This window comes from Candidatus Ruminimicrobiellum ovillum, from assembly GCF_002392975.1.
GTDB classification, from domain to species: domain Bacteria; phylum Elusimicrobiota; class Endomicrobiia; order Endomicrobiales; family Endomicrobiaceae; genus Ruminimicrobiellum; species Ruminimicrobiellum ovillum.
This window is the reverse complement of record NZ_DGIC01000010.1, coordinates 1-24,103: the sequence shown is the minus strand read 5'-3', so window position 1 is coordinate 24,103 and position 24,103 is coordinate 1. Positions and strand designations below refer to the sequence as shown.

The following is a 24,103-nucleotide window of genomic DNA, read 5'->3' as shown; positions in this document are numbered from 1 at the left end:
ATCCTCCAATCTTCTAAAATTGCGGAGCAATTTTTGTTCTTGATTTTTGGTATGTGAGTTGGTATAATTTAAAAGTTATTTTAGATTGAAAATTTAATATGTTAAAAAGAGAAATAAAGTTATTATGTATCACCTGTCCCAGAGATGACATTTCTTATGAAAAACAGGTTGAATTTGCATGTCAAGGCGGCGCGGATATGATTCAACTTAGAGATAAAAAAATGTCAGATAAGGACTTGTATGATCTTTCTTTAAAATTGCAACAAATTTGCGCAAAATACAATGTATATTTTACCGTAAATAACAGGGTGGACATTGCGGATATTTCAAACAGTGACGGAGTTCATTTAGGACAAAGCGATTTACCTGTTTCGTATGCGAGAAAAGTTTTGGGCGAAAATAAAATTGTAGGAATTTCCGCTTCGGGATACGATAAAGTTGTTGAAGCGGAAAAACTTCCGGTAGATTATATAGGTTGCGGAGCGATTTTTCCTACAACAACAAAACCGGAAGCAAATATCAGAGGTTTGGAAGTTTTAAAAAAGTTAAAAACCGCAAATATTACAAAACCCGTAATTGCTATCGGCGGTATAGATAAAACAAATGTTGCGGATGTTATTAAAGCGGGTGCGGACGGAGTTGCCGTTGTAAGAGCGGTATGCGGTGCACAAGATATAAAAAAAGAAGCACAAGAAATAAAAGAAATAATTGTGAGGTATAGAAGTACAGAAGTATAGAGATATTGAAACGGCAGGTGAATTGGTGAACACAAATTGTAAACAATTTGTTGGTGAAAGGGTGAAAAAGACAAGTTATAGTTGTAATTAGTAATTAGTAATTTTAAAATAAATTTTTTGAAAGGGTATAGTTATGACTTTAATGGAACAAGCACAAAAAAATATTGTGACAAAAGAAGTTGAAGAGGTTTCAAAATATGAACAAGTATCAACAGATTTTATTTTGAAAGGATTAAGTGAAGGTACTATAGTTATTCCAAAAAATATTAAAAGAATACAAAAGTTGCCCAGAGCAATAGGTGCGGGACTTAAAACAAAAATAAATGCAAATTTGGGAACATCACCGGACCACATAAGCATCGAAGAAGAACTCGAAAAAATGAGAGTTGCCGTTGAGTACGGAGCAGATGCCATAATGGATTTGTCTACCGGCGGAAATTTGGTGGAAATGAGAAAAGAAATATTGGAACAGTGCCCGGTACAAGTTGGAACAGTTCCTATATATCAGGTTGCAAGCCAAACCGTTAGAGGCGGGAAGAAAAAAATTTCACAAATGGATCCGGAACTAATGTTTGATGTTATAGAAGAACAAGCCGAGCAGGGTGTTGATTTTATGACGATACATTGCGGAGTTAACCAAGAAACGGTTGCAATGTTGGACAGACAACCGAGAGTTATGGGAGTAGTCAGCAGAGGCGGATCATTTTTGGTTAAATGGATAAGAGCAAACAAAAAAGAAAATCCTTATTATGAACAATATGACAGACTTTTAAAAATAGCAAAAAAGTATGATGTTACTTTAAGTTTGGGTGACGGGTTCAGACCGGGAGGAAATCCCGATGCAACAGACGGACCTCAACTTGCCGAACTTTCAATACTCGGAGAACTTGCATTAAGAGCAAGAAAAGAAGGTGTGCAGGTTATGATTGAAGGTCCGGGACACATTCCCATAAATCAAATACAATCGAATGTTTTACTTGCAAAAAGGTTAACACATAACAGTCCTTTATATTTCTTGGGACCTTTGGTTACCGATATTGCTCCGGGATATGACCATATTACCTCTGCAATCGGCGGTGCAATGGCAGCAAGTTACGGAGTGGATTTTATTTGCTATGTTACACCGGCCGAACATTTAAGATTGCCTGATGTTGACGATGTCAGAGAAGGTGTTATCGCTTCAAGAATTGCGGCTCACAGTGCAGATATAGTAAAAAATGTTAAAGGTGCAAGAGAGCAGGATTATCAGATGTCAAAATACAGAAAAGAAAGAAACTGGGAAAAACAAAGAGAATTTTGTTTAGACCCGATAAAGTTTGATAAAGAAAGAGCAAAAATCGTTCCCAATTTGAAAGACACTTGTTCAATGTGCGGGGAATTTTGTTCAATGAGGGATGAAGATTTATGAAAATGAAAACAGTAAAAGTAAGAGTACCGGCAACCACTGCAAATTTAGGTCCGGGATTTGATGTGTTGGGAGCAAGTTTATCGTTATATAACGAACTTGAAGTATCAATTGCCGAAGATCCTAAGAAAGCAAAGTTTGTTGTAGCAGGCGAAGGCAGAAAAATTTTGCCTAAAGATGAAAGAAATATTTTGTGGAAAGCAATGGATGCTGTTTTTATGTTGCTTGATCAAAACGATAAGTACAGTTTAAAAAGTTTTAACATAAAACTTACAAACAATATTCCTTTAAGTTCGGGACTTGGTTCATCATCGGCAGCAAGAGCAGCCGGAATAATAGCCGCAAACCAAATATGCGGAAACAAAATGACGTTGGGTGAAATGGCACAGCTCGGTGTAAAACTTGAAGGTCATCCCGATAATATAATACCGGCATTTTACGGCGGAGTATGTGTTTCTATAAATCAAGGTAACGATGTGATAGATGTTATAAAGTTGCCTATACCTAAAATAAAAGCCGTTGTTTGTACACCCGGTTTTGAACTTGCAACGGAAAGATCAAGAAATATTTTGCCTTCAAAATATGACAGAAAAGATGTAGTTTTTAATATATCAAGAGTTGCGTTACTTACAAAAGCTTTTTGTACAAACGATTTTAAACTTTTGCAGGAAGCAATGCAAGACAAAATTCATCAACCTTACAGAGCAAAATTGATTCCCGTTATGCAGGGATTAATAGATGCTGCCGTTAAAGAAGGTGCTTACGGTGCATGTTTGTCCGGAGCGGGACCTTCGATGATAGCTTTTTGTGATAACAGTAAAGCGGAAAAAATTGCAAAAGCTATGGCAAAAATATGGAAAAAAGAAACGGTTCCTACAAAAACTTTTATTTTAAGTTTTGATAAAAACGGAGCAGCAACAAATTGCTAAAGCAATTTGTTGAGGTATAGAAGTATAGAGGGATAGTGTGAAACAATTTTTAATTTAAACTATAAATTGGAGTAAAAAAGATGGCATTAATCGTGATGAAGTTTGGCGGTTCTTCTGTAGCAGACAGCGACAAAATGAAACATGTTGCAAACAAAGTTATTGCAAGAAAAAAAGGCGGTAACAAAATTGTTGTTGTTGTTTCGGCTCCCGGAGATACTACCGATGATTTAATTACAAGATGTGAAGAAATTACGGCAGATCCTAATCCCAGAGAAATGGATATGTTGCTTGCAACAGGTGAACAGATGTCAATTTCACTGCTTGCGATGGCAATTCAAGCTATGGGACACAAAGCGGTTTCTTTAACAGGTTTTCAGGCGGGTATTTCCACCGATGACGATTACACAAGAGCAAGAGTAAAGAAAATAAATCCTAAAAAGATTTTTGAGTTATTGGATAAAGGAAACATTGTTGTTGTTGCGGGATTCCAGGGCATGAACAAAGCCGGTGATATTACAACTTTGGGCAGAGGCGGATCCGATTTAACCGCTGTTGCACTTGCAGCACAAATGAAAGCAAACCTTTGCGAAATTTACAGTGATGTCGAAGGTATTTTTACAACAGATCCGAGAGTTGTAAAAGATGCAAAGAAGATAGATTTAATATCCTATGAAGAAATGCTTGAAATGGCAGGTTCGGGCGCACAGGTTATGCAAACAAGAAGTATAGAAGTTGCAAAAAATTACGGAATAGAAATTCATGCAAGATCGACTTTTTCCGATAAAGAAGGAACTTATATAGTAAGTGAAGAAAAAATAGGGAGAAAAAAAATGGAAGACCTTATGGTATCAGCAGTAACATTTGATAAAAATCAAGTAAAATTTTCTTTAATAGATTTACCGGATGTTCCGGGAATGGCAGCAAAAATATTCAGTTCTATTGCAAAGTTGGGTATCAATGTAGATATGATTATTCAGTCCGCAGCTTTGGATAAGAAAAACGATATATCTTTTACGGTAAGTAAATCCGATATGAAAAAAACTCAACAAAAAGTTGATGAACTTGCAAAAGAGTTGGGTGCCCAAACGGTAACTTGCGATGAGCATGTTGCAAAAGTTTCCGTAGTCGGTGTAGGTATGAAAACTCATGCAGGTGTTGCATCCAAAATGTTTGACATTTTAGCCAAGAACAAAATAAATATCGAAATGATTTCAACAAGTGAAATAAAAGTTTCTTGTGTTATAGATTCGGTAGATTTGAATAAAGCGGTAAACGAATTACATAAAGGATTTAAATTAAACAAGAAATAATTTTATAAAAATTATTTCTTGTTGTTGAAAAGTTGAAAAGGGTGAACAGGTGAAAGGTTAGAAAACCATAAGCTGTAAGCTTTAAGCTAAAAAATCCGCAGGATTTGTTGATGAAACAGATAAAAATATTTGATACAACTTTAAGAGACGGCAGTCAGGGAGCAGGGATATCATTTTCGGTTGAAGATAAATTGAAAATAGCCTCTGCTCTTGATGATTTCGGTGTATCTTATATTGAAGGCGGATGGCCCGGCTCAAATCCTAAAGATGAAGAATTTTTTCAACTTGCAAAAAATAAATTTAAACATTCCAAGTTGGTTGCTTTCGGTTCGACAAGGAAAAAAAATTCCGATATAAAAGAAGATGAAAATATAAAAAAGATTACAGAGTCCGGAGTAAAAGTTGTATGTATTTTCGGAAAATCCTGGGATTTGCATGTTAAGTATGCACTGAAAACTTCTCTGAAAGAAAACCTTAACATGATAAGCGATACCGTATCATATTTGAAATCGAAAAAGTTTGAAGTTATATACGATGCCGAACATTATTTTGACGGTTATATCCACAACAAAAATTATGCACTGCAAACCGTAAAAGCGGCAATAGATGCCGGAGCGGATTATATTTGTTTATGTGAAACAAACGGCGGAGTGCTTCCTTCATATATCGAAAAAATAGTTAAAGAAACAATACAAAAGTTTCCGAACGTAAAGTTTGGAATACATGCTCACAACGATTGCGAATGTGCCGTTGCAAATTCAATAATGGCGGTTTTGTCGGGTTGCGAAATGGTGCAGGGAACAATAAACGGTATAGGTGAAAGGTGCGGTAATGCAAACTTATGTTCGATAATTCCTTCATTACAATTAAAAGGAAAATATCGTTGTGTTCCCGTAAGAAACTTAAAAAATATTACGGAACTTTCAAGATATGTTGATGAAATAGCAAATTTAATTCCCAACGATTGTTTGCCTTATGTCGGCAGAAATGCTTTTGCCCATAAAGCCGGTGTTCATGTTTCGGCAATAAAAAAAGATTCCAGAACATATGAACAAATTAACCCTAAACATGTAGGAAACAGAAGAAGTGTTTTGGTCAGTGACTTGTCGGGTAAAAGTAACATTGTTTCAAAAGCCGATGAATTGGCAATGGATTTGGAAAAAGATAAAAATTTGCGCGGAATAATAAATACAGTTAAAGAAAAAGAAAACGAAGGTTATCAATACGAAAATGCCGACGGATCTTTTTATATACTTACAAAAAAAGTGGAAAATAAATGTAAAGATTTTTTTACATTGAAAAGTTACAGAGTAAGTGTGGAAAAAAATGCCGACGGTTCGATAGTTTCGGAAGCCACGGTTAAGTTGGATGTTAACGGTAAAGAAGAACATACGGTTGCAGAAGGGGAAGGTCCCGTTAATGCTTTGGATAAATGTTTAAGAAAAGCATTGATAAAATTTTATCCGGAAATAAAAAACGTTTTACTTACCGACTTTAAGGTAAGAGTAATAAACTCGGATGCAAATACCGCAGCAAAAGTCAGAGTGTTGATAGAAACAAGAGATAAGAAACAAAGTTGGGGAACGATAGGCGTAAGTGAAAATATCATCGATGCCTGTTGGCAGGCACTTTCCGATTCCGTGGAATACAAACTCCTAAAAAAATAATTATTTTTTCTTTATGTTTAGTGCTTGTTCAAAATAGGACGGCTCTAAAGTATCGATACCTTTTCTGTAAAGATTAGCAAACAAATATTTTGATATGGATTTCATTGTTAAAACATCAGCCATGGCTCTGTGAGCTTGGTTCACTTCTATATCTAAAATTCTTGCTATATCACCGAGTTTGTTGGATTCAAAAGAAAAATATTGTCTTGAAATAATTAAAGTATCCAAAAAATACATTTCAGGTGAATTTATACCGCTTTCCATTATTTCTTTCGATACGAAATTTAAATCGAAGTAAGCATTGTGACAAACCAAAACGAACCCTTCTATAAAATTTGAGATATCTTTTGCTATGTCACAAAATTTCGGAGCATCTTTTACCATTTCGGTTGTAATACCGTGAATATTTGAAGAAAATTCGGGAATAGGACATCCCGGGTTTACAAGTGTGCAAAATTCGGTTTCCGTATCACCTGAAACTTTTAACATTGCTATTTCGCAAGTTCTTGCACCATGTTCCATGGATAAACCGGTTGTTTCAATATCCAAAAACACAAGGTTATCCGGCTTGTTTGTTAAAATCGGTGAAGGTATCATTAAAAATCCTTTTGTATTATTTACATTATTATACATTTTTATAAAAATTATTTAAATTTAATATTCAATAAAACTATTCTTTTGATATCTAAAATGTTATCATATAAATGTTTTTAATAAAACAAATTTAATTTTTTATGAAAAAGAACAGGAACAAAAATATCAAACTATTTTTAGTAATGTTGATTTTCGGCATTACTATAACAGCTTGTCAATCAAATAAACAGCCGGTTGAACATAAGATAACAATTATTCCCGGAACAGAAATTGTAACATACGGTTTTGCCGATACGGGGAAAATGAAATATGGAAACGATAATTTTGTTTTAATTGATGATAAGACTTATCCGGATATGAATAAGAAAGTTGAAGCTTTTAGAACGGCGGTTTCCGGAAATAATTTTGTGATAATAGATGGTGATATAGATTTAAGTTGTGGAATAATAACGGATATAAATCATGATTATTTTGATGAGTTTAATGAAGATAATACACCTAAACATAAAAATTTTGTTGTGACAATAGGTTCAAATACAACACTGATCGGAATGGAAACTGCAAGGATAATGTATGGCAGTCTTTTAATACATGATGAACAAAACATTATAATACAAAATATATCTTTTTATGATGCACACGGAGCACCGGAACAGAATCCTAAAATAAACAAAGAAACAAAGTGTTCCAGTGATAATATAAGTGTAGAAAAAGTAAGCAATTTATGGATAGACCATTGCTCGTTTACCGATGGAAAGTGTAGAGATATTTATGGAAATTATCATGATGGTGCAATAGATATAAAATCAGGAGAAAATATTACTATATCATATTGCTATTTTACAAATCATGATAAAGTAATGTTGTTAACTCCGAACGATGACTTTTCAAACAAAACCAATGTATATATTACTTTACATCACAATTATTTTGATAAAGTAGTTCAAAGAATGCCCAGAGCAAGATGGGCGGTTGCTCATGTATATAATAATTTATATGAAGATATAGGTTTCGGTAGAGATTTCGGTTATAGTTTAGGTATTGGAATAGGAAGTACTTTTATAGTGGAGAATAATTATTTCGGTAAGCATAAATCAGGTATAATATCTTGGTTTGATAAATCCGATAATAACGACAACAGTTTTTCACAATTATTTTATAAAGATAATGTTCCCGATTTGAAAAACAAAAATTCGATATATTCCGAAATCGATAACTTGAAAGATTATAAGTTACATATAAAAAAGGAAAAAATGTTTGATATACCTTATGTTTACGAGTTAGAAAAAGTTAAAACAATTAAAAAGAATTTAAAATATTTTGCAGGTGCAAATAAAAAAATACAAATATTGAACGGAGAAGGAAAGAAATATGAACTCAAATAAAATTCCCGTAGTTATGTCTTCCGATAATAAAGTGTTTTTTACAGTGGCAACGGTAATAGTTTCAATGTTGGAAAATGCAAATAAAGACGCTTTCTATGATATTTATGTTTTATGTACCGATACCGTTACCGATGAAAACAAAAATAAATTGTCCGAACTAAAAAAACAATACGAAAATTTTTCGTTATCTTTTATGGATATGAAAGATACTTTCAAGAATATTCCTAAAACACATAAATATGTTAATTATGTGTCCGCATTCAAATTTTTAATTCCGTCTTTATTTCCTCAATTTGATAAAATTATATATCTTGATACGGATGTTATAGTAAGAGCAGATTTGACGGATTTATATAATACCGATATAGGGGATAATTATGTTGCAGGTTGTTTGTGTTTGGTTAATCATATAACCTGCAGAGATGATATTTCAAAAGAAACCGGTATGGAAAGTATGGACTATTATATAAATGCCGGTGTTATTCTTATGAATTTAAAATTAATTCGCGAAAATAAGATAGATAAACAATGTATAGATTTGATTGGCAGTTTTAAAGGATCTATTGACCAACATATTATGAATAAAGTGTGTTATGGTAAAATATTTTTCCTGCCGTTAAAATATAATGTCAGTAACTCTTCTTTAAAAATTTTTGAATCCGGTGCGGCAAAGTTTTTTTATTCTTTACAGGAAATAGAACAAGCTTATAAAAATCCTGCTGTTTTTCATTGGACCGGGGGAAATAAACCGTGGCAATATTACAATTTGTTTTTATCGCATGAATGGTTCAGATATTTTATAAAAACGCCGTTTAAATATATGAAACTCGACAGAAAATGTGTAAAACGGGCGGGACTGTTTTCGGTAGTTAAAAGGTTTTTATCCGTTACACTAAAAAAAATATGGTACAGCTTGATATATAAATAATATAAATAATACGAAAAAACAAATGACTAAATATGATTAAAATGATATAATTATAAATTGTGTTTAAAATAAATTGTTGATTTATGAGGAATAAAAAATGAATTTTCAAGAAATTATTATGAGATTACATAAGTATTGGTCTAAAGAAGGTTGTTTGATATGGCAACCTTACGATTTGGAAAAGGGTGCGGGAACGTTTAATCCTGCAACATTTTTAAGATGTTTGGGACCGAACCCTTGGAAAGTTGCTTATGTTGAACCTTCAAGAAGACCTACCGACGGAAGATACGGAGAAAATCCTAACAGATTACAACACTATTATCAGTTCCAAGTTATATTAAAACCCGCACCGGAAAATGTTCAACAGCTTTATCTTAACAGTTTGAAAGCTATAGGACTTGATCCCAAAGAACACGATATAAGATTTGTTGAAGACGACTGGGAATCTCCGACACTCGGTGCTTGGGGGCTCGGTTGGGAAGTTTGGATAGACGGTATGGAAGCGACACAGTTTACATATTTTCAACAGGTTGGAGGTATAGAATTAAATCCTATATCCGCGGAAATTACTTACGGTTTGGAAAGACTTGCAATGTATTCTCAGAAGAAAGATTCCGTATACGATTTAATGTGGACAGACGATGTAACTTACGGTGATGTCCATTTGGAAGATGAAAGACAATGGTCAAAATATAATTTTGAAGTTGCGGATACAAAAATGTTGTTGCAACATTTTAACGATTGGGAAGCCGAAGCAAAAAAGCTTGTAGAACAGGGACTTGTTTTACCTGCTTACGATGCTGTTATGAAATGTTCTCATTTGTTTAATTTGCTCGATGCAAGAAGTGCAATTTCGGTTTCCGAAAGAGTAAGTTATGTTTTGAGAGTCAGAACTTTGGCAAAAATGGTGGCTGAAGGATATGTAAAACAAATTACAAAGTAATTTGTTTTACGGAAGTATGGATGTATAGATGTATAGAAGAATAGAAACGACAAAAGATTATAGTTAAATAAGAGGAATAAAAATGGTTAAAAATGTTTTACTTGAAATAGGGACGGAAGAAATACCTTCTTCATATATTGCACCTGCACTTGAACAGATGCAAAAATTTGCAAATGATATGTTAACCGAAAAAATGGTAAGTTTCGGCGAAATAAAAACTTATGCTACACCGAGAAGACTCGTTTTAACAATAGCCGATGTTGAAGAAAAAAGTAAAGATTCTGTTCAGGAGTTTAACGGACCGTCCGCAAAAGCAGGTAAAGATGCTAACGGGAACTGGACACAGGCAATACTCGGATTTTCAAACAAACATCAGGTAAAGCCGGAACAACTCGTTATAAAAGATACTCCGAAAGGACAATATTATACTTATTCAAAACAAATTAAGGGTGAAAAAGTAACAAACATTTTAGCCGAAATATTCCCGATAATTATTCAAAAAATATATTTTCCTAAAACGATGGTATGGGAAAGTTCCTGCTTAAAATTTGCAAGACCTATAAGAACAATCGTTGCTATGTACGGCGATAAGGTGATAAAATTTTCACTTGCCGACGGGGCAATAAAATCTTCAAATAAAACTATCGGATTACACACATTAACTACAAAACCTATAGTTATAGAATCTGCGGATGTTTATAAAGAAACATTACAAAATAATTGTGTCTTGGTAGACCAACAAGAAAGAAAACAAAGAATAATATCTTCCATAAATGAAGTTGCAAATTCGATTTCCGCAAAAGCTATATTGGATGAAAGTTTGGTTAACGAAGTTAATCAGCTTGTAGAATATCCTACCGCGGTATTATGCAAATTTAACGAAAAATATTTAAAACTTCCGCCGGAAGTTCTTATAACATGTCTTAAGAAACAACAAAAATGTTTCGCCGTTAAAGATTCCATGGGCAAATTAACGAACTATTTTATTAATGTCAGAAACGGTAAATCCGATAACTTGGATATAGTTAGAGCAGGTTATGAAAAAGTTGTTGTTGCAAGACTTGAAGACTCGGTCTTCTTTTACGATAACGATATAAAGAAACCGTTTGAACAATCTATAGAAAGATTAAAAGGTCTTATATTCCAAAAAGAAATCGGAACGGTTTACGAAAAACTTACAAGAATAAAAACCGTTGCAAATTTTATAAATGAAGAAAACAAGTTGAACATAAATAAAGATACTTTAACAAGAGTTATAGATTTGTCTAAAACAGATTTGGTCAGCGAAATGGTTTTTGAGTATCCCGAACTTCAGGGAATAATGGGAAGAATTTATTCCAAAGTTGCAGGGGAAAGTGATGAAATATCAAAAGCTATAGAACAACATTATTGGCCGTTATCCGCTTCGGGAACTTTACCTGAAAATATTTTGTCGGTAGTTGTTTCTTTAGCAGATAAAATAGATACCGTTGCGGCGGATTTTGCCATAGGACTTGAACCTTCCGGTTCTGCAGATCCTTACGGACTTAGAAGAATGGCGATAGGTATCGTCAGAATGATAAGAGAGTTTTTACCTGAAACGGATTTTGAAAAGATTTTGGATACAGCATTAAATTCGTTACCCGAAAAAATTAAAGAAAAAGATACTTTTGCTACGGCAAAACAAAGATTGGTAAAGTTTTTCTGGAGCAGAATAGAAAATATTTATGAAAACGAAGGATATAAGTTTGATGAAGTTAAAGCTGTAATTATTCCTTCACAAAAGTTGGGCTTGAAAGTTTTGGGCGATATAAAGAAAAAACTTGATGCATTACAAAATTTGAGAAAAGAAAGTTCATTTGAATCCATAACAACAATATTTAAAAGAGCAAGCAATATTTTAAATCAGGCAAAAAAACAAAAACTGAATATTTCCGATGTCGTTAAAACGGATTTGTTGAAAGAAGAGCCGGAACAGAATTTGTATAACCAATATGTTGTTATAGATAAACAATTGGAAGAACTTCTTTCCAAAAAAGATTATGCAAATGCAATAAATAAACTTAACGATGTAAAACCGTACTTGGATAATTTCTTCGAAAAAGTTATGGTTATGTGCGAAGATGAAAATATAAAAATTAACAGAATTTCGTTAATAAATTATATTACAGAAAAGTTTAACTCTTTTGTTAATTTGTCATCATTACAATAAAAATTTCGAGGTATGGGGGGATAGATGAATAGAGGTATAGAAGATTGCTTTTGGCAATTTTAGTCCGTACATCCATATCTCCATACATCTATACATCTATCGAATGGTAAAATTTTTAATCAAAACAGTTTGTGACTATTTGTATTAAAAAGCAAATGAAAAATATAATATTTAACCGTCCTGTAATATCGATTTTGTTCGTATATATTTTTGTACTTGTTTTTTTAAATTATTTAGGAATATTTTTGCCACAAAGAAACAGTTTTCTGATAAACAACACGGACAAATATACAACCGAACTTACCGGAAAAGTTATAACCGAACCTATACAAAAAGGTGAAAAACAACAATTTATATTGGAAGTTTTTGATACGGACGGGCAAAAAATAAAAAAAGAAAAAACTCTTGTTTATGCTTCGTCCGCATATAATATAGAATACGGTGATATAATATTTGTTTCTGGTAAACTAAATATTCCCGAAAAGCCGGTATTTCCATACATTTTTAATTATAATTTGTACCTTCAAAGAGAAAACATTTATACGATTTTTTATCAACAAAATTTTGAATTTATAGAAAAACAACCGAACAAAATAAAACAATTATCTTTTAAAGTAAGAAATAATATAGAAACCAAAATAGATAACTTTTTTAATGAACCCGTTTCTTCCGTTTTAAAATCTATGGTTACCGGTAACAAAGCACTTCTTGATAAAGATATTAAAGAAGATTTCGTTAATACCGGTCTTATACATATATTGGTTATAAGCGGACTTCATATAGGTTTTTGTGCCGCAATATTTATGTTTTGTTTTAGGTTATTTGGTTTAAAATTAAATTATGTTTATCTTTTAACAATACCTACACTGTTTTTTTATGTTTTGTTAACGGGAGCAAACCCTCCCGCAATAAGAGCGGCGATAATGTTTTCTTGTTTGCTCGTTACGCTTATGCTTAACAGAGAGCCTTTAATATATAATGCTTTGGCTTTATCCGCATTGATAATTTTAATATTTAATCCGCAGAGTTTGTTTACGGCGAGTTTTCAACTTTCGTTTCTTGCAACATTGGGAATATTATATTTATATCCTAAATTCAGTAAATGTTTCGGTATAATAAAAAATAAATATATAAATTTCGTGTGGGATATTGTATGTGTTACATTGTCCGCACAGATAGCACTCATCCCGTTACTTGTTTTTTATTTCGGGAAAATATCTGTTATTTCTTTTGTTTTAAATTTAATTATAGTTCCGATAATACCGATAATTATAGGTTTGTTTTTTGTGTTTTATGTATCAACATTTTTATCCTACCATATATCTTTATCGGTATCTTTATTATTGTCTTATATTTTGAAATTTATTTTATATGTCATAAATTATTCTGCCACACTTGATTATTCGGTAGTGTTTTTTGCGGTTCCGGGTATTGTAATGATACTTTTTTACTACTTTTCGGTTTATATTATGTTTGAAATAAAAAACAAAAAGGTTTTAGGTTTATTATTCGTCATTATTTGTTTTATGTTGCTAAATCCTTTTGAACAAAGAACATTTGCAAAAACATTTGAAGGAAAAAAGAATATAACCACACATATAAAAGAAAAAGGTAATAAAAATATTATAATTTTCAAAGAATTGCAAAAAGATAAATACTATTTCAACAATTTGGAACAATACCTGCTTGCTCAAGGTATAAAAGAAATAGATGTAATGTATACCGATTATGATAAAAAATATGTAGACGATAACTTGAAAAAAATAAAAGCAGTTAATGTGTTAAAAAACACTTTGGAAACTCATTCATAAAATTTTCTGTTTTTCCGTTTTAAAAATTAAAATTTATATTGCTGAAAAAGTTTGACAATAAAGTGTCTTTTATATATAATCTTAAAGTGAAAAATAAGATGGTTTTTAAATAAATTTAGGAGAGGTAAGAGATGAAAAACTTTTTAGTAGTAGGAATGTTGTTTTTGTGTTTAGTAGTAAGTTCCTGTGCAAAAAAACAAACTGTTGCTCCGGAAGATGAACTCGGTGAAGATCAGGAACAGGCAGAACAAGTTTCAGATCTTGATGCAGCTTTATTGGAACCTGAAGAGTTTTCTCAAGAACCGTCAATAAGAGGAACGGATTTTGACTCTAAAGTATCCCTTGAAGTTATATACTTTTCATTCGACAGCAGCTCACTTCCGCAATCTGTAATGAAGGTTTTAAAAGAAAACGCACAATATTTGAAAGATAATCCTTCTGTAAATGTTGTTGTAGAAGGTCACTGCGATGAAAGAGGTACTACCGAATATAATTTGGCATTAGGTCAAAAAAGAGCCGTTAAAGTAAAAGAATATTATGTTCAATTGGGAATAAGTCCGGATAGAGTTGCAACTATATCTTACGGAGAAGAAATGCCTCAAGATACAAGACACAATGAAGCAGGTTGGGCTAAAAACAGAAGAGCCGAAACAAAAGTAATAAAATAGTTTAAGATATTTGTACAGCACGATGTTTAGATTTTTAGCACTATTATTTCCTATGTTCTTGTTGATCGGATGCGTAACGGCCGTTCCGTCTCAATCTGAAATTGATGCTTTGAAAAAAGAAGTTTCTAAGCTTCAAATAAAGTTTGCGGCAATGGAAGCTAAACAAGTTGAAGTATATTCCAAATACGAAGAAAATTTGGTAAATACCGATATAGCCAGCGCATCCATCCAAGAATTATATAAAAAGACTTCAAAACTTTCTCAAGATTTAAAGGATCTTGAAGTTGTTGTAAAAAATCAAAAAAGCGACAACTCTAAAAATGTTATGCAGGTACCTTCAAAAATGTATGAAGGTGCATACAATGAATTTTTGGTAGGTAAATACGAAGTTGCCATTATTGATTTTAAGTCTTTTTTAAAACAATATAAAGACCATGATTTAGCCGATCAGGCACAGTATTATATCTCGGAAGCTTTGTATTCGCAACAAAAATATTCCGAAGCTTTTGAAGAGTATAAAAAAATAGAGGAAAATTATCCTGATTCCAACTTGATACCATCTGCAAGATTAAAGATGGCTTTATGCTTAGAATTGTTAAACAGAAAAAATGATGCCGTTATCATTTTGCAGACGATATTAACGGATTATCCTAAAACTGCGGAAGCTTTCACCGCAAAGGAAAAAATAAAAATTTATACAAATGATAAGAGTAAATAGTTTAGTTCCTTGTATAGCTTTATCGATACTTATTCACAGTCTTACTTTTTTTGCTCTTTTTCATAAAAAAAGCGATCAAAATGTCTTTATGGCGGTTCCGTTTGAGGTTTCTTTCTTTTCTCCGGTTCAGCAACCGGTGATTGAAGAAGTTGCTGAAGAAGTTTCCGTTCCGGAACCTGTACCTCCGGTAGAAAAACCAAAACCGGAAGTTAAAAAACCGGAAAAAGTAAAAAGTGAAGTTGTAGTGAAAAAGAAAGAAAAGCCTGAAAAGAAAGTTGAAGAAAAGAAAACTGTAGAAAAACCTGCCGAAACGGCAAAGCAGACTGCGACACAACCGGAACAACCGAAAGCAGGCAGCGGCAGTAATTATTCGTCTAAAGGTATAATGTTAGAGAATAAAAGTTTTAAATATTCTTATTATACCAATACAATAGTTAAAAAGATTAGTAAATATTGGCAGTGGTCTAAAACGCTTTCGGCGTATAGAGCGGTTGTTTATTTTAAAATAGCCAGAGACGGAATGGTATACGATGTAGATGTAAAAGAGTCTTCAGGTGATACGACTTTTGATCAAAATGCCATTAGAGCGGTACAATTGGCAAGTCCGTTTGCTCCGTTACCGGAAGGTTATGAAGAAAATTATTTGGGAGTTTATTTTGAATTTAAATTTTTATAAGAATGTAATTAGAACGTTATTGACAATATTTTGTTTTTGTTTCCTTTTTGCTGTTTCCTATGCGGAAAACGATGTATATTTGTCTTTGTCCGGGACGGCTAACAGAGCAAGTATAGGTTTGTCGGAATTTGTTCCCGTAAACGGTTTTTTTGAGGAAATGAATTTGTCTAAGGATTTCAAAGATACATTGGAATCCGATTTGATTTTATCCAGACATTTTAATGTTGCGGTAGCAAATTCGTCTTATAAATTTGATTTGGATTCCCAATTTGCATATTGGATGGATAAAGGTGTATCTGTTTTGGTAACAGGTTCTATATCCATTATCGAACAAACAAAACTTGTTGTAGGCGTTAAATTATATGATATAGAAAGTCAACAACTTATTTGGGAAGACAAATACAGCGGCAGTGTTAAAAGTTACAGATATTTAGCTCATAAAATAAATGATGAAATAGTAAGAAGATTTACCGGTGAAGAAGGTATAGCTTGTTCGAAAATTGCCTTTATAAACAACAGTACAAAATTTAAAGAAATATATGTTGTGGATTATGACGGTTATAATTTAAGACGATTAACAAAAGATAACAGACTTAATGTGTTGCCTAAATGGGCGCCGGGAAGTCCTCAAATAATATACACATCATACTTGTATAATAATCCGGATTTGTTTGTATTGGATATAGCTAAAAACAAGAGAAAAGCTTTATCCACTATTCAGGGATTAAATTCTCCGACATCTTTTTCACCGGATAAAAAAGTATTGGTTGCAACTCTTTCAAGAGGAGTTTATCCGAATTTGTATTTGTTGGACAATACAGGTGTTGTATTAAGAAGGTTAACGGAAGGAAAATATATTGATACGAGTCCTTCTTTTTCTCCGAGCGGCAAAGAAATCGTATTTATATCCGATAGAGCCGGATATCCTCAAATTTATATAATGGATGTTGACGGAGCAAACTTAAGAAGATTATCAACTAAAGGTAATTGCGATTCTCCTACATGGTCGCCTAAAGGCGATAAAATAGCCTTTACAATGAAATACGACGGTAATTTTGATATATTCTTATACGATTTACCTAAACAAAAAATTATAAGACTTACCGAAAATCAAAAAAATAATGAAAATCCGACATGGTCTCAGGACGGAAGATTTATAGCTTTTGCATCGAACCGTTCCGGGAGAAGCGAAATATACATTATGGGAATAGACGGTACCGGTGTAAGAAAGTTGGTTGAAACCAGAGGAGAATCTTTTACTCCTTCCTGGTCTCACGGTTTATAATTTATAGAAAAGGAAAGGAATTTATATTATGTTCGCGGGGAAAAGTTTTTTCGAGATATTGGCTTTGGGCGGTTGGACGTTATATATATTGTTAATAATATCAATAATTTCCATATCCGTAATTATATTAAAAATTATTGAATTTTCAAGAAAATCTAAAGTTGATATAACGGATTTGCTGAAAAGAGCGAAAGAAACATTGGTTAAGGGCGAAAATGTAAATGTCTTGATAGGGTATTGTGTGTTAATGGATTGCCCGGTTTCCAATACTATAGCTGCCGGTCTTCAAAGATTTACCGAAACAGGTAATTCCAATATAGAAGAAGCAATGAAAAGAAAGATTTCCACTGAAGTTATGAAATTGGAAAAATACACAACGATACTTGCTACAATAGGAGCCGTATCCGTATATATAGGTTTGTTCGGAACGGTTTTAGGTATCATTCGTTCTTTCCATGATATTTCTTTAGCGGGTTCGGGCGGTATTTCCGTAGTTATCGGAGGTGTGTCCGAATCTTTGGTTGCAACGGCTGCAGGTCTCAGTGTGGCAATTCCTGCCGTTGTGGCATATAATTTCTTTTCAAGATCTATAGATAAATTTGTTGTTGAAATGGAATATGTTATTTCGGCATTGAAAGAAATTATAGACGGACTTTAGGAGTTTGAAAGGTATGTCTGATAAGAAAAAAAGAGTTGTTGCCGATATAAATATTACACCGTTTACAGATGTTGTTTTAGTGCTTCTTATCATATTTATGATAACGACACCTATGTTATCTCAACATCAAATAAAAGTTAACTTGCCTGAGGCTGCCGAAACAACCGAAACCAGTGAAGATAAAATTATAGAAGTATCCATAGATAAAGACGGCTTTGTATATATAGACGGAACACAATTTCACGATGAGTATATTGAACAGACAATAAAAGATATGATTACGAAGTATCCTGATAGACCTGTTGTTATAAAAGGCGACAAAGAAATAAAGTACGATTTGGTTGTGAAAGTTATGGATAAAGCAAAAAAAGCCGGTGTTTCCAAATTCGGTTTGGCCATAGATGTTCCGAATAATAAAAAAAATAGTTAATCCGTTATAAAATGAAAAAACTATATACTTTTGTTTCTATAATAATTGTTTCCGTTATATTAAATATCATTTTTTACAATTCAAATATCATTGATGTTTCAACCGGAGAAAAACTTAATAATGTTATACTTGAGTGGCCTGTATATAGACTTCTTATAGAGCCGTTCTATGCTTTTGCATATTACATTTTGACCATGGAAAGATCGGGATATGTTTTTGCTTTGGTATCCTGGTTGTTATGGTTAGTTTTGTTTGGCATATTGTTTTGTCGATATAATAATCTAAAATTAAAAAATACAATTATAGTGTCTTGTTTTTCTTTCTTTTTCTTTGTCTCTTTATGCTGCAGTGTTATAATTCTTCCCGTTATAGGTCCGAAAATCACGAATATACACGGGTATAAAATAGTTGATATTCATTCGCATACTATTTCGTCAAGAGATAATATTTCAAATATGTTATCGAGCATAAAATTTCATAAATGGCATGGTTTTACCGACTTTTTTGTTACCGAACATGATAACACGAAAGGATATAAAACAATTCCGTTTGATGCGGCAAAAAAACATATTTTTCCCGGAATACAGATAAGAACAAAAGAAGGAGTATCGATTTTGTTGCTGTCGGATATTCCGTTCAGGTATGAAGATTTTAAAGGTAAAAGCATAAAAGAAATGATAGACTTGGCTCATTCCAAAGAAATGCTTGTCGTTATGCCTCATTGGTGGAAATGGCACAGACCGGACTTACAACAGCTTGTTGATTGGGGGATAGACGGTTTTGAAATTTATAATTGCGGATACAGATATATATCGGACCAAACAAGACAAGAATTAATAGATATTTGTAACAAAAATAATTTGCCTGTGTTCGGAACCACGGATTGGCACGGACTCGGTTATATGATGAATGTTTGGACTCTTATACCAAGTAAAAACGATAAAACCGTTTTCGAACTTATGAAAGAAAAACCTGAAACAAAAATAGTTGTACATGATATAAAAGGTAATCAATCTAAATTAAGATATATTTTCGAACCGTTTTATTTCATATACATATATGTTACCACAACACAACTTAAATATGTTTTAAGTTTTTACATGATTATATTCATTCTAATCGGTTTGTTATACAAAATAAATATTGTAAGAATTGTAAGAATATCATCTTTATTGTTGGCATGTTTCTTTTCGTTTTGTATATTACATTTTGTTTATTTTTTAAATTACAGTTTTTATAGTAATGTAATGATTCCCGAAACCATTATTCCTACGGCAGCATCACTTATATTAATATGGCTTGTTATTTGGGGTTTCTGTGATAAAAATATTTAATCTTAAAAACACTATAATATTTGTTTTTATTTCCGTAGTATGGAAACTTTTTATGTCTTCTATTCCGTTACATTCGGATGAAGCATATTATTGGTTGTGGTCTACACACCTTGAACCGAGTTATTACGACCATGCTCCTATGGTTGCATACTTCATTAAACTTACTACCCTTTTTAGTAACAGCGAAATAGCGGTTCGTTTTTCGAGTGTAATAGTTACCGTAATTTTGAGTTTCTTACTTTGGAAACTTGTAATAAAACTTTTTAATAATGAAGCTATGGCAAGTGCAAGTATTGTTATTCTCCATTCTATGCCGATACTTTTTACCGCATCAATAATTATTACACCGGACACTCCGGTATTTTTATTTTTATCTTTGGCAACATATTATGTTTGGAAGTTAATTGATACGGAAAATTGTAACTATTGGTATTTGATAGGACTGTTTTTCGGTTTATCAATGTTGTCAAAATATACTGCCTGTTTGTTTATTATGAGTTTGTTTATATATATGCTTCTTAACAAAAAGTTGAACTGGTTTAAAAATTATCAGCTGTATATAGGAATAATAATTTCAATAATATGTTTCTTGCCTGTAATATATTGGAACTGGCAGCATGATTGGGCTTCTTTTTCTTATCAAATAGGACATGGCTTATCAAATAAAGGTATAAGATTTAATTATATTTTTGAATATTTGGGAACACAAGCGGGAGTTTTTAATGTTATTTTATTTTTTCCTATATTGTATATAGGTATAAAATATTTATTTTCCAAAGAAACTAAAAATATTTATTTGGCAGCTTTTTCCGTACCGGTGATTTTATTTTATGTGGTTACGGCATTAAAAAGATTGCCGGGAGGCAACTGGCCTATACCCGCATATTTTACATTTTCGATAATTGCGGCAAAATATTTCGTTGAAGGCGGAAAAGTAAAACAAAGACTTGTTGTTGGAGCTCTTATATTTAACTTGGTTGTTTCCGTTTTGGTAGGTCTTCATGCAAAATATACAATTATACCTTTAGATAAAATTTCAGGTAAAACAGCAATTGCCGATGCTACAAATTATTTCCACGGTTATAAAGAGTTGGCGGAAAAGTTGTTGAATGACGGTTACAACTTTGTTGTTACACCGGAACATCAACTTTCTTCTTCAATAGCTTATTATACGAAAAACAAAATAAGAACTTTCAGGTATTCCAACGGTCATAAAAAAACGCAATTTGAAATTTGGGGCATGCCGGAAGATTTTGATTATAAAAACGGTGCTTTTGTGTATGAACCTACCGATAACGGGAAGTTACCTTGCAGGATAGATGAAATTTTTAATTTGTCGCCGCAAATAGATAACATAAAAACTATAAGAAACAATAATATTGTCAGACAATACAATATTCAGAAAATATCAAGATAAAAAACAATTAAAATTTTAATTGTAAAACTTGACTTTAAGATACTTAAAAAATATAATAAAATAGTATGCTCAAAAAATTATCTTTTATTATCGCAATTCTTTTATGTGTACCTGTTTTGGTATTTGCGGGAAAAGGTATAGGTTCTGCCGTTGAACCGAGGAATGATTTTGCACAGACTCCCGGTTTTGCCGATGCTGAATATTTGGATGTTTACGATATTGCCGTTAGAGCAGAAATTATGTTCGAAGGTATATTCAATAAAAGAGGTGACGGTTGGTATACGGTACCTCATTTAATGAATAATTACTTCAGGTACGATTCAACCGATAGATTTTTAAAAGATCAAGATTGGAAAGACAGATGGGGACAAACAATGTGGCTTGATGTTGCTTTTAAACCGGCAACATGGGCAAGTGCACAGTTTGGTTTGATGTTTATAGCAGACTATGCATCCAGATATTGGACGACAGTTAACCATCCTCACAGAATGTTTGATGCTTCTCAAATAATACCGCAGTTTTCTTGGAACACCGCAAAGGCGGAAATTCATAACGATTGGGCAAAATTGCAATACAACAGAAATCAATTTCATTACCATTGGGGATATGAAGGTGATTTGTTCAATATTTATCAAGCGGAAACCGGTCCTAATAATTTGTTGATGATAACCGGAAGAGCTATGCCGGAATGGTATCAATTGAATATGGAAGGTAAAGCCGGTAACATCGAATTGCAGTACGGTGAACCTATTACAGATTATAAACAAGGTTTTTATTTAAAGTATAAAAATATTTTCGGCAGTAATGTTAATTTATTTTATGTGGATCACGAAATTCCTTACGGTGATGAAGGTGAAAGAATGAGAACGGCCGAAGTAAGTACGGATTTTAATATAAGCGGAAGTACATTGCAATTGGGTGCAAAATTCAGACCTTTCAGAATGGGTGATACATATGATTATGTAGCCGAAAGAAATGTAACCAACGGAACCAACGGAACAGATTTACTGATAAAACAAGATAGAACAAATATAGGAGATGCTTTCGGAGGAGCGGCAAAATTATCAATACCGAATACATTGTGGTTTGATTTTATTAATTTGGGTTATATTTACGAAGGTATTTCTGCCGGAAATAAACAAAAGTTTGATTTGTCCGTTCAAAAGGCATTAACTCCGGAATTTACCGGACATTTTGCATATATGAGACAGAAACCGTTATTGCAGGCTATACCCGCGAGAGCAAGTGCATGGGGACCTGATTTACTTAGAGCAAGAGGACAGAACCAACCTCTTTGGGTATGGTGGAGAAACCCTCAAACCGGTTGGGATAACAGAGAAACAGATGAATTTACATTTACATTTACATATGATCCTACACCTGATACATGGTTCTACCAATATGAGCCGAACACACTTGATTCGTGGAACTTAAATCCGGAAGAAGATGCATTACTTTCCTTTGCGGCACAAGTTAAATTAACAAGATATATGGGCGGAACAGACAGACAGGTAGGTAGAAACGAATATGGTGAAATTGTATGGGAAAATTATTCCGGACTTCCTGTTTACGGAGCATTACCTACAGACAGATATTTAGGTTCATTAATATTCTTAACAAGAATATTCTTTGATGATTATGAAGTTATTTATGATTTTGAAGTCGGCGAAGATCCCGCAACTTATTCAACACCTTATACAAGTCAGGAAGTTTTCTTAAAAGAAATAACAGGATTCTTTAAAACAAATTTAGCTGTTAATAAAGCACCTTATAAATTCAGAATGGGATATGGTAAAGATGTTTGGGGACCGGATGATTGGCACAGAGATTACGGTGCTTCTTACGATGAAGTTTATTATGCTCAAATTTCAAGAGAATTTACAAAATGTATAATTGCCGGCGTTGATTATGTCGGCGGAAGAAAAACCGACTATTATATTGTTAAGAAAATAGACGGTGATACCGCAACAAGAAACGAGCTCGGAACATTTGATGAAGTAAGAACATATGTAAGACTTATATTTGAAGGATTATTTAAATTCGGAAATAAACCCAGAATTGAAAAAGACGAAACTTTGCCTACTTGTTCTTTAAGTTTGGATCCGGATGTAATTATGCCTTCGAAAGGTCAGAAAACGACATTGTATCCGTTGGCACATGATGAGAACGGTATAGCAACTTGGGAAATCAGGTTGTTGGATAAAAATTCAAAACTTGTATATACATTTAACGGTTTGGGAGAATGTCCGGAATCTGTTAAATGGAACGGTAAAGATTTTGAAAACAGATATTTACCGGATGACGTTTATGATGCACAGTTAATAGTAAGTGATACATTCGGCAATATAGCTAAATCAAATATTTGTAAGGTAAGATTAATTACCCCTGAACTTAAAGTTGAAACAACAGACAGAGGACTCAAGTTGTCGTTCTCGTCTAAGGTTCTCTTCGACTTCGATAAGACAAATATTAAGCCGAGTGCGGATAAGATACTTAGAGAAGCTGCAAGAATATTGAATTCATATGTTAAGAATGATATCAGTGTTGAAGGTCATACCGATGCTTATGGTTCTGATGAATATAACCAAGGCTTGTCTGAAAGAAGAGCAAGATCGGTAGCAAATTACTTAACGAAATTAGGTGTTGATAAGAACAGAATGTCTATGGTAGGTTTGGGAGAAAAATATCCTGTTGCAACCAATAAGACGGCAGCGGGAAGAGAATTGAACAGAAGAGTGGAAATACTCATATTGAAGAAAGATGCAGAAGGTAACAAAACCACTAAGGAATCCAATGTTGAGTATGTTCCGCAAAAAAATAAAAAAGGAGAGACAAAATGAGAAAGGTAATGAGCTTGTTAGTAGCAACCGTTTTCATGGTAGGAGGAGCAGCAGTATCATTTGCAGCACCAAAAGCAGCATCAACATCAGCAAAGTCAACATCATCTTTTAAAGCATTTGCAGTATATGTAGAAAATGCTTCAAAAGACAACCACTTTGCACCTTCCGGATGGATGG

The 24,103-nt window shown here is 33.0% G+C and carries 20 protein-coding genes; 19 read left to right on the top strand and 1 reads right to left on the bottom strand.

All coding sequences use genetic code 11. The annotated features are described in order from the left end of the window. Positions 1–98 precede the first annotated feature (98 nt). From thiE to cimA, 5 genes are all read left to right on the top strand, one after another. On the top strand, positions 99–737 hold the full coding sequence (gene thiE / locus B2Y85_RS04780; RefSeq protein ID WP_372519333.1) for a thiamine phosphate synthase: 639 nt from the start codon (positions 99–101) through the stop codon (positions 735–737). A gap of 133 nt (positions 738–870) precedes the next feature. Beyond that, positions 871–2,145 (top strand): phosphomethylpyrimidine synthase ThiC, encoded by a 1,275-nt coding sequence (gene thiC / locus B2Y85_RS04775; RefSeq protein WP_372519332.1) that lies wholly within the window; start codon positions 871–873, stop codon positions 2,143–2,145. Next, positions 2,142–3,071: a homoserine kinase gene (thrB, locus tag B2Y85_RS04770; RefSeq protein WP_372519331.1), complete on the top strand. Its 930-nt coding sequence runs from the start codon at positions 2,142–2,144 to the stop codon at positions 3,069–3,071. Before thiC ends, thrB begins: the two co-directional genes overlap by 4 nt. Before the next feature lie 80 nt (positions 3,072–3,151). Continuing rightward, positions 3,152–4,381 (top strand): aspartate kinase, encoded by a 1,230-nt coding sequence (locus B2Y85_RS04765; protein WP_372519330.1) that lies wholly within the window; start codon positions 3,152–3,154, stop codon positions 4,379–4,381. A 110-nt stretch (positions 4,382–4,491) separates the two neighbouring features. Beyond that, entirely contained in the window at positions 4,492–6,048 is a 1,557-nt protein-coding gene (cimA, locus tag B2Y85_RS04760) for a citramalate synthase (protein ID WP_372519329.1), read from the top strand. On the opposite strand, the gene B2Y85_RS04755 is transcribed toward cimA, so the two are convergent. Then, positions 6,049–6,645 (bottom strand): 3'-5' exonuclease, encoded by a 597-nt coding sequence (locus tag B2Y85_RS04755; protein WP_372519328.1) that lies wholly within the window; start codon positions 6,643–6,645, stop codon positions 6,049–6,051. 137 nt (positions 6,646–6,782) lie between these two features. Here B2Y85_RS04755 and B2Y85_RS04750 point away from each other — a divergent pair, with 137 nt between their 5' ends. From B2Y85_RS04750 to B2Y85_RS04685, 14 genes are all read left to right on the top strand, one after another. Continuing rightward, positions 6,783–8,027, top strand: a complete 1,245-nt coding sequence (locus tag B2Y85_RS04750; RefSeq protein ID WP_372519327.1) for a pectate lyase family protein — start codon at positions 6,783–6,785, stop codon at positions 8,025–8,027. Beyond that, positions 8,014–8,955, top strand: coding sequence for a glycosyltransferase family 8 protein (locus B2Y85_RS04745; RefSeq protein ID WP_372519326.1), 942 nt, complete (start codon positions 8,014–8,016; stop codon positions 8,953–8,955). The genes B2Y85_RS04750 and B2Y85_RS04745 overlap by 14 nt, the downstream gene beginning before the upstream one ends. Before the next feature lie 97 nt (positions 8,956–9,052). Beyond that, complete coding sequence (locus tag B2Y85_RS04740; RefSeq protein ID WP_372519325.1) at positions 9,053–9,898, top strand: glycine--tRNA ligase subunit alpha; 846 nt, start codon at positions 9,053–9,055, stop codon at positions 9,896–9,898. A gap of 82 nt (positions 9,899–9,980) precedes the next feature. Next, the gene (glyS, locus tag B2Y85_RS04735; protein WP_372519324.1) at positions 9,981–12,089 is read left to right on the top strand and encodes a glycine--tRNA ligase subunit beta; all 2,109 of its coding nucleotides are present in this window, start codon (positions 9,981–9,983) and stop codon (positions 12,087–12,089) included. A gap of 155 nt (positions 12,090–12,244) precedes the next feature. Continuing rightward, the gene (locus B2Y85_RS04730) at positions 12,245–13,900 is read left to right on the top strand and encodes a ComEC/Rec2 family competence protein (RefSeq protein ID WP_372519323.1); all 1,656 of its coding nucleotides are present in this window, start codon (positions 12,245–12,247) and stop codon (positions 13,898–13,900) included. 131 nt (positions 13,901–14,031) lie between these two features. Next, positions 14,032–14,568 carry a peptidoglycan-associated lipoprotein Pal gene (gene pal / locus B2Y85_RS04725; protein ID WP_372519322.1) on the top strand — a complete coding sequence of 179 codons (537 nt, stop codon included), beginning with the start codon at positions 14,032–14,034 and terminating at the stop codon, positions 14,566–14,568. Between the two features lie 22 nt (positions 14,569–14,590). Then, complete coding sequence (locus B2Y85_RS04720) at positions 14,591–15,286, top strand: tetratricopeptide repeat protein (RefSeq protein WP_372519321.1); 696 nt, start codon at positions 14,591–14,593, stop codon at positions 15,284–15,286. After that, positions 15,270–15,962: a TonB family protein gene (locus tag B2Y85_RS04715; protein WP_372519320.1), complete on the top strand. Its 693-nt coding sequence runs from the start codon at positions 15,270–15,272 to the stop codon at positions 15,960–15,962. The genes B2Y85_RS04720 and B2Y85_RS04715 overlap by 17 nt, the downstream gene beginning before the upstream one ends. After that, positions 15,943–17,247, top strand: a complete 1,305-nt coding sequence (locus B2Y85_RS04710; RefSeq protein WP_372519319.1) for a hypothetical protein — start codon at positions 15,943–15,945, stop codon at positions 17,245–17,247. The genes B2Y85_RS04715 and B2Y85_RS04710 overlap by 20 nt, the downstream gene beginning before the upstream one ends. A gap of 28 nt (positions 17,248–17,275) precedes the next feature. Continuing rightward, entirely contained in the window at positions 17,276–17,905 is a 630-nt protein-coding gene (locus B2Y85_RS04705) for a MotA/TolQ/ExbB proton channel family protein (protein ID WP_372519318.1), read from the top strand. 13 nt (positions 17,906–17,918) lie between these two features. After that, positions 17,919–18,335, top strand: a complete 417-nt coding sequence (locus B2Y85_RS04700; RefSeq protein ID WP_372519317.1) for an ExbD/TolR family protein — start codon at positions 17,919–17,921, stop codon at positions 18,333–18,335. An 11-nt stretch (positions 18,336–18,346) separates the two neighbouring features. Continuing rightward, a complete protein-coding gene (locus tag B2Y85_RS04695; protein WP_372519316.1) occupies positions 18,347–19,669 on the top strand; it encodes a PHP domain-containing protein in 1,323 nt (440 codons plus the stop codon). Continuing rightward, positions 19,653–21,086, top strand: a complete 1,434-nt coding sequence (locus B2Y85_RS04690) for a glycosyltransferase family 39 protein (RefSeq protein ID WP_372519315.1) — start codon at positions 19,653–19,655, stop codon at positions 21,084–21,086. Before B2Y85_RS04695 ends, B2Y85_RS04690 begins: the two co-directional genes overlap by 17 nt. A 65-nt stretch (positions 21,087–21,151) precedes the next feature. Then, entirely contained in the window at positions 21,152–23,926 is a 2,775-nt protein-coding gene (locus B2Y85_RS04685; protein WP_372519314.1) for an OmpA family protein, read from the top strand. Positions 23,927–24,103 lie beyond the last annotated feature (177 nt).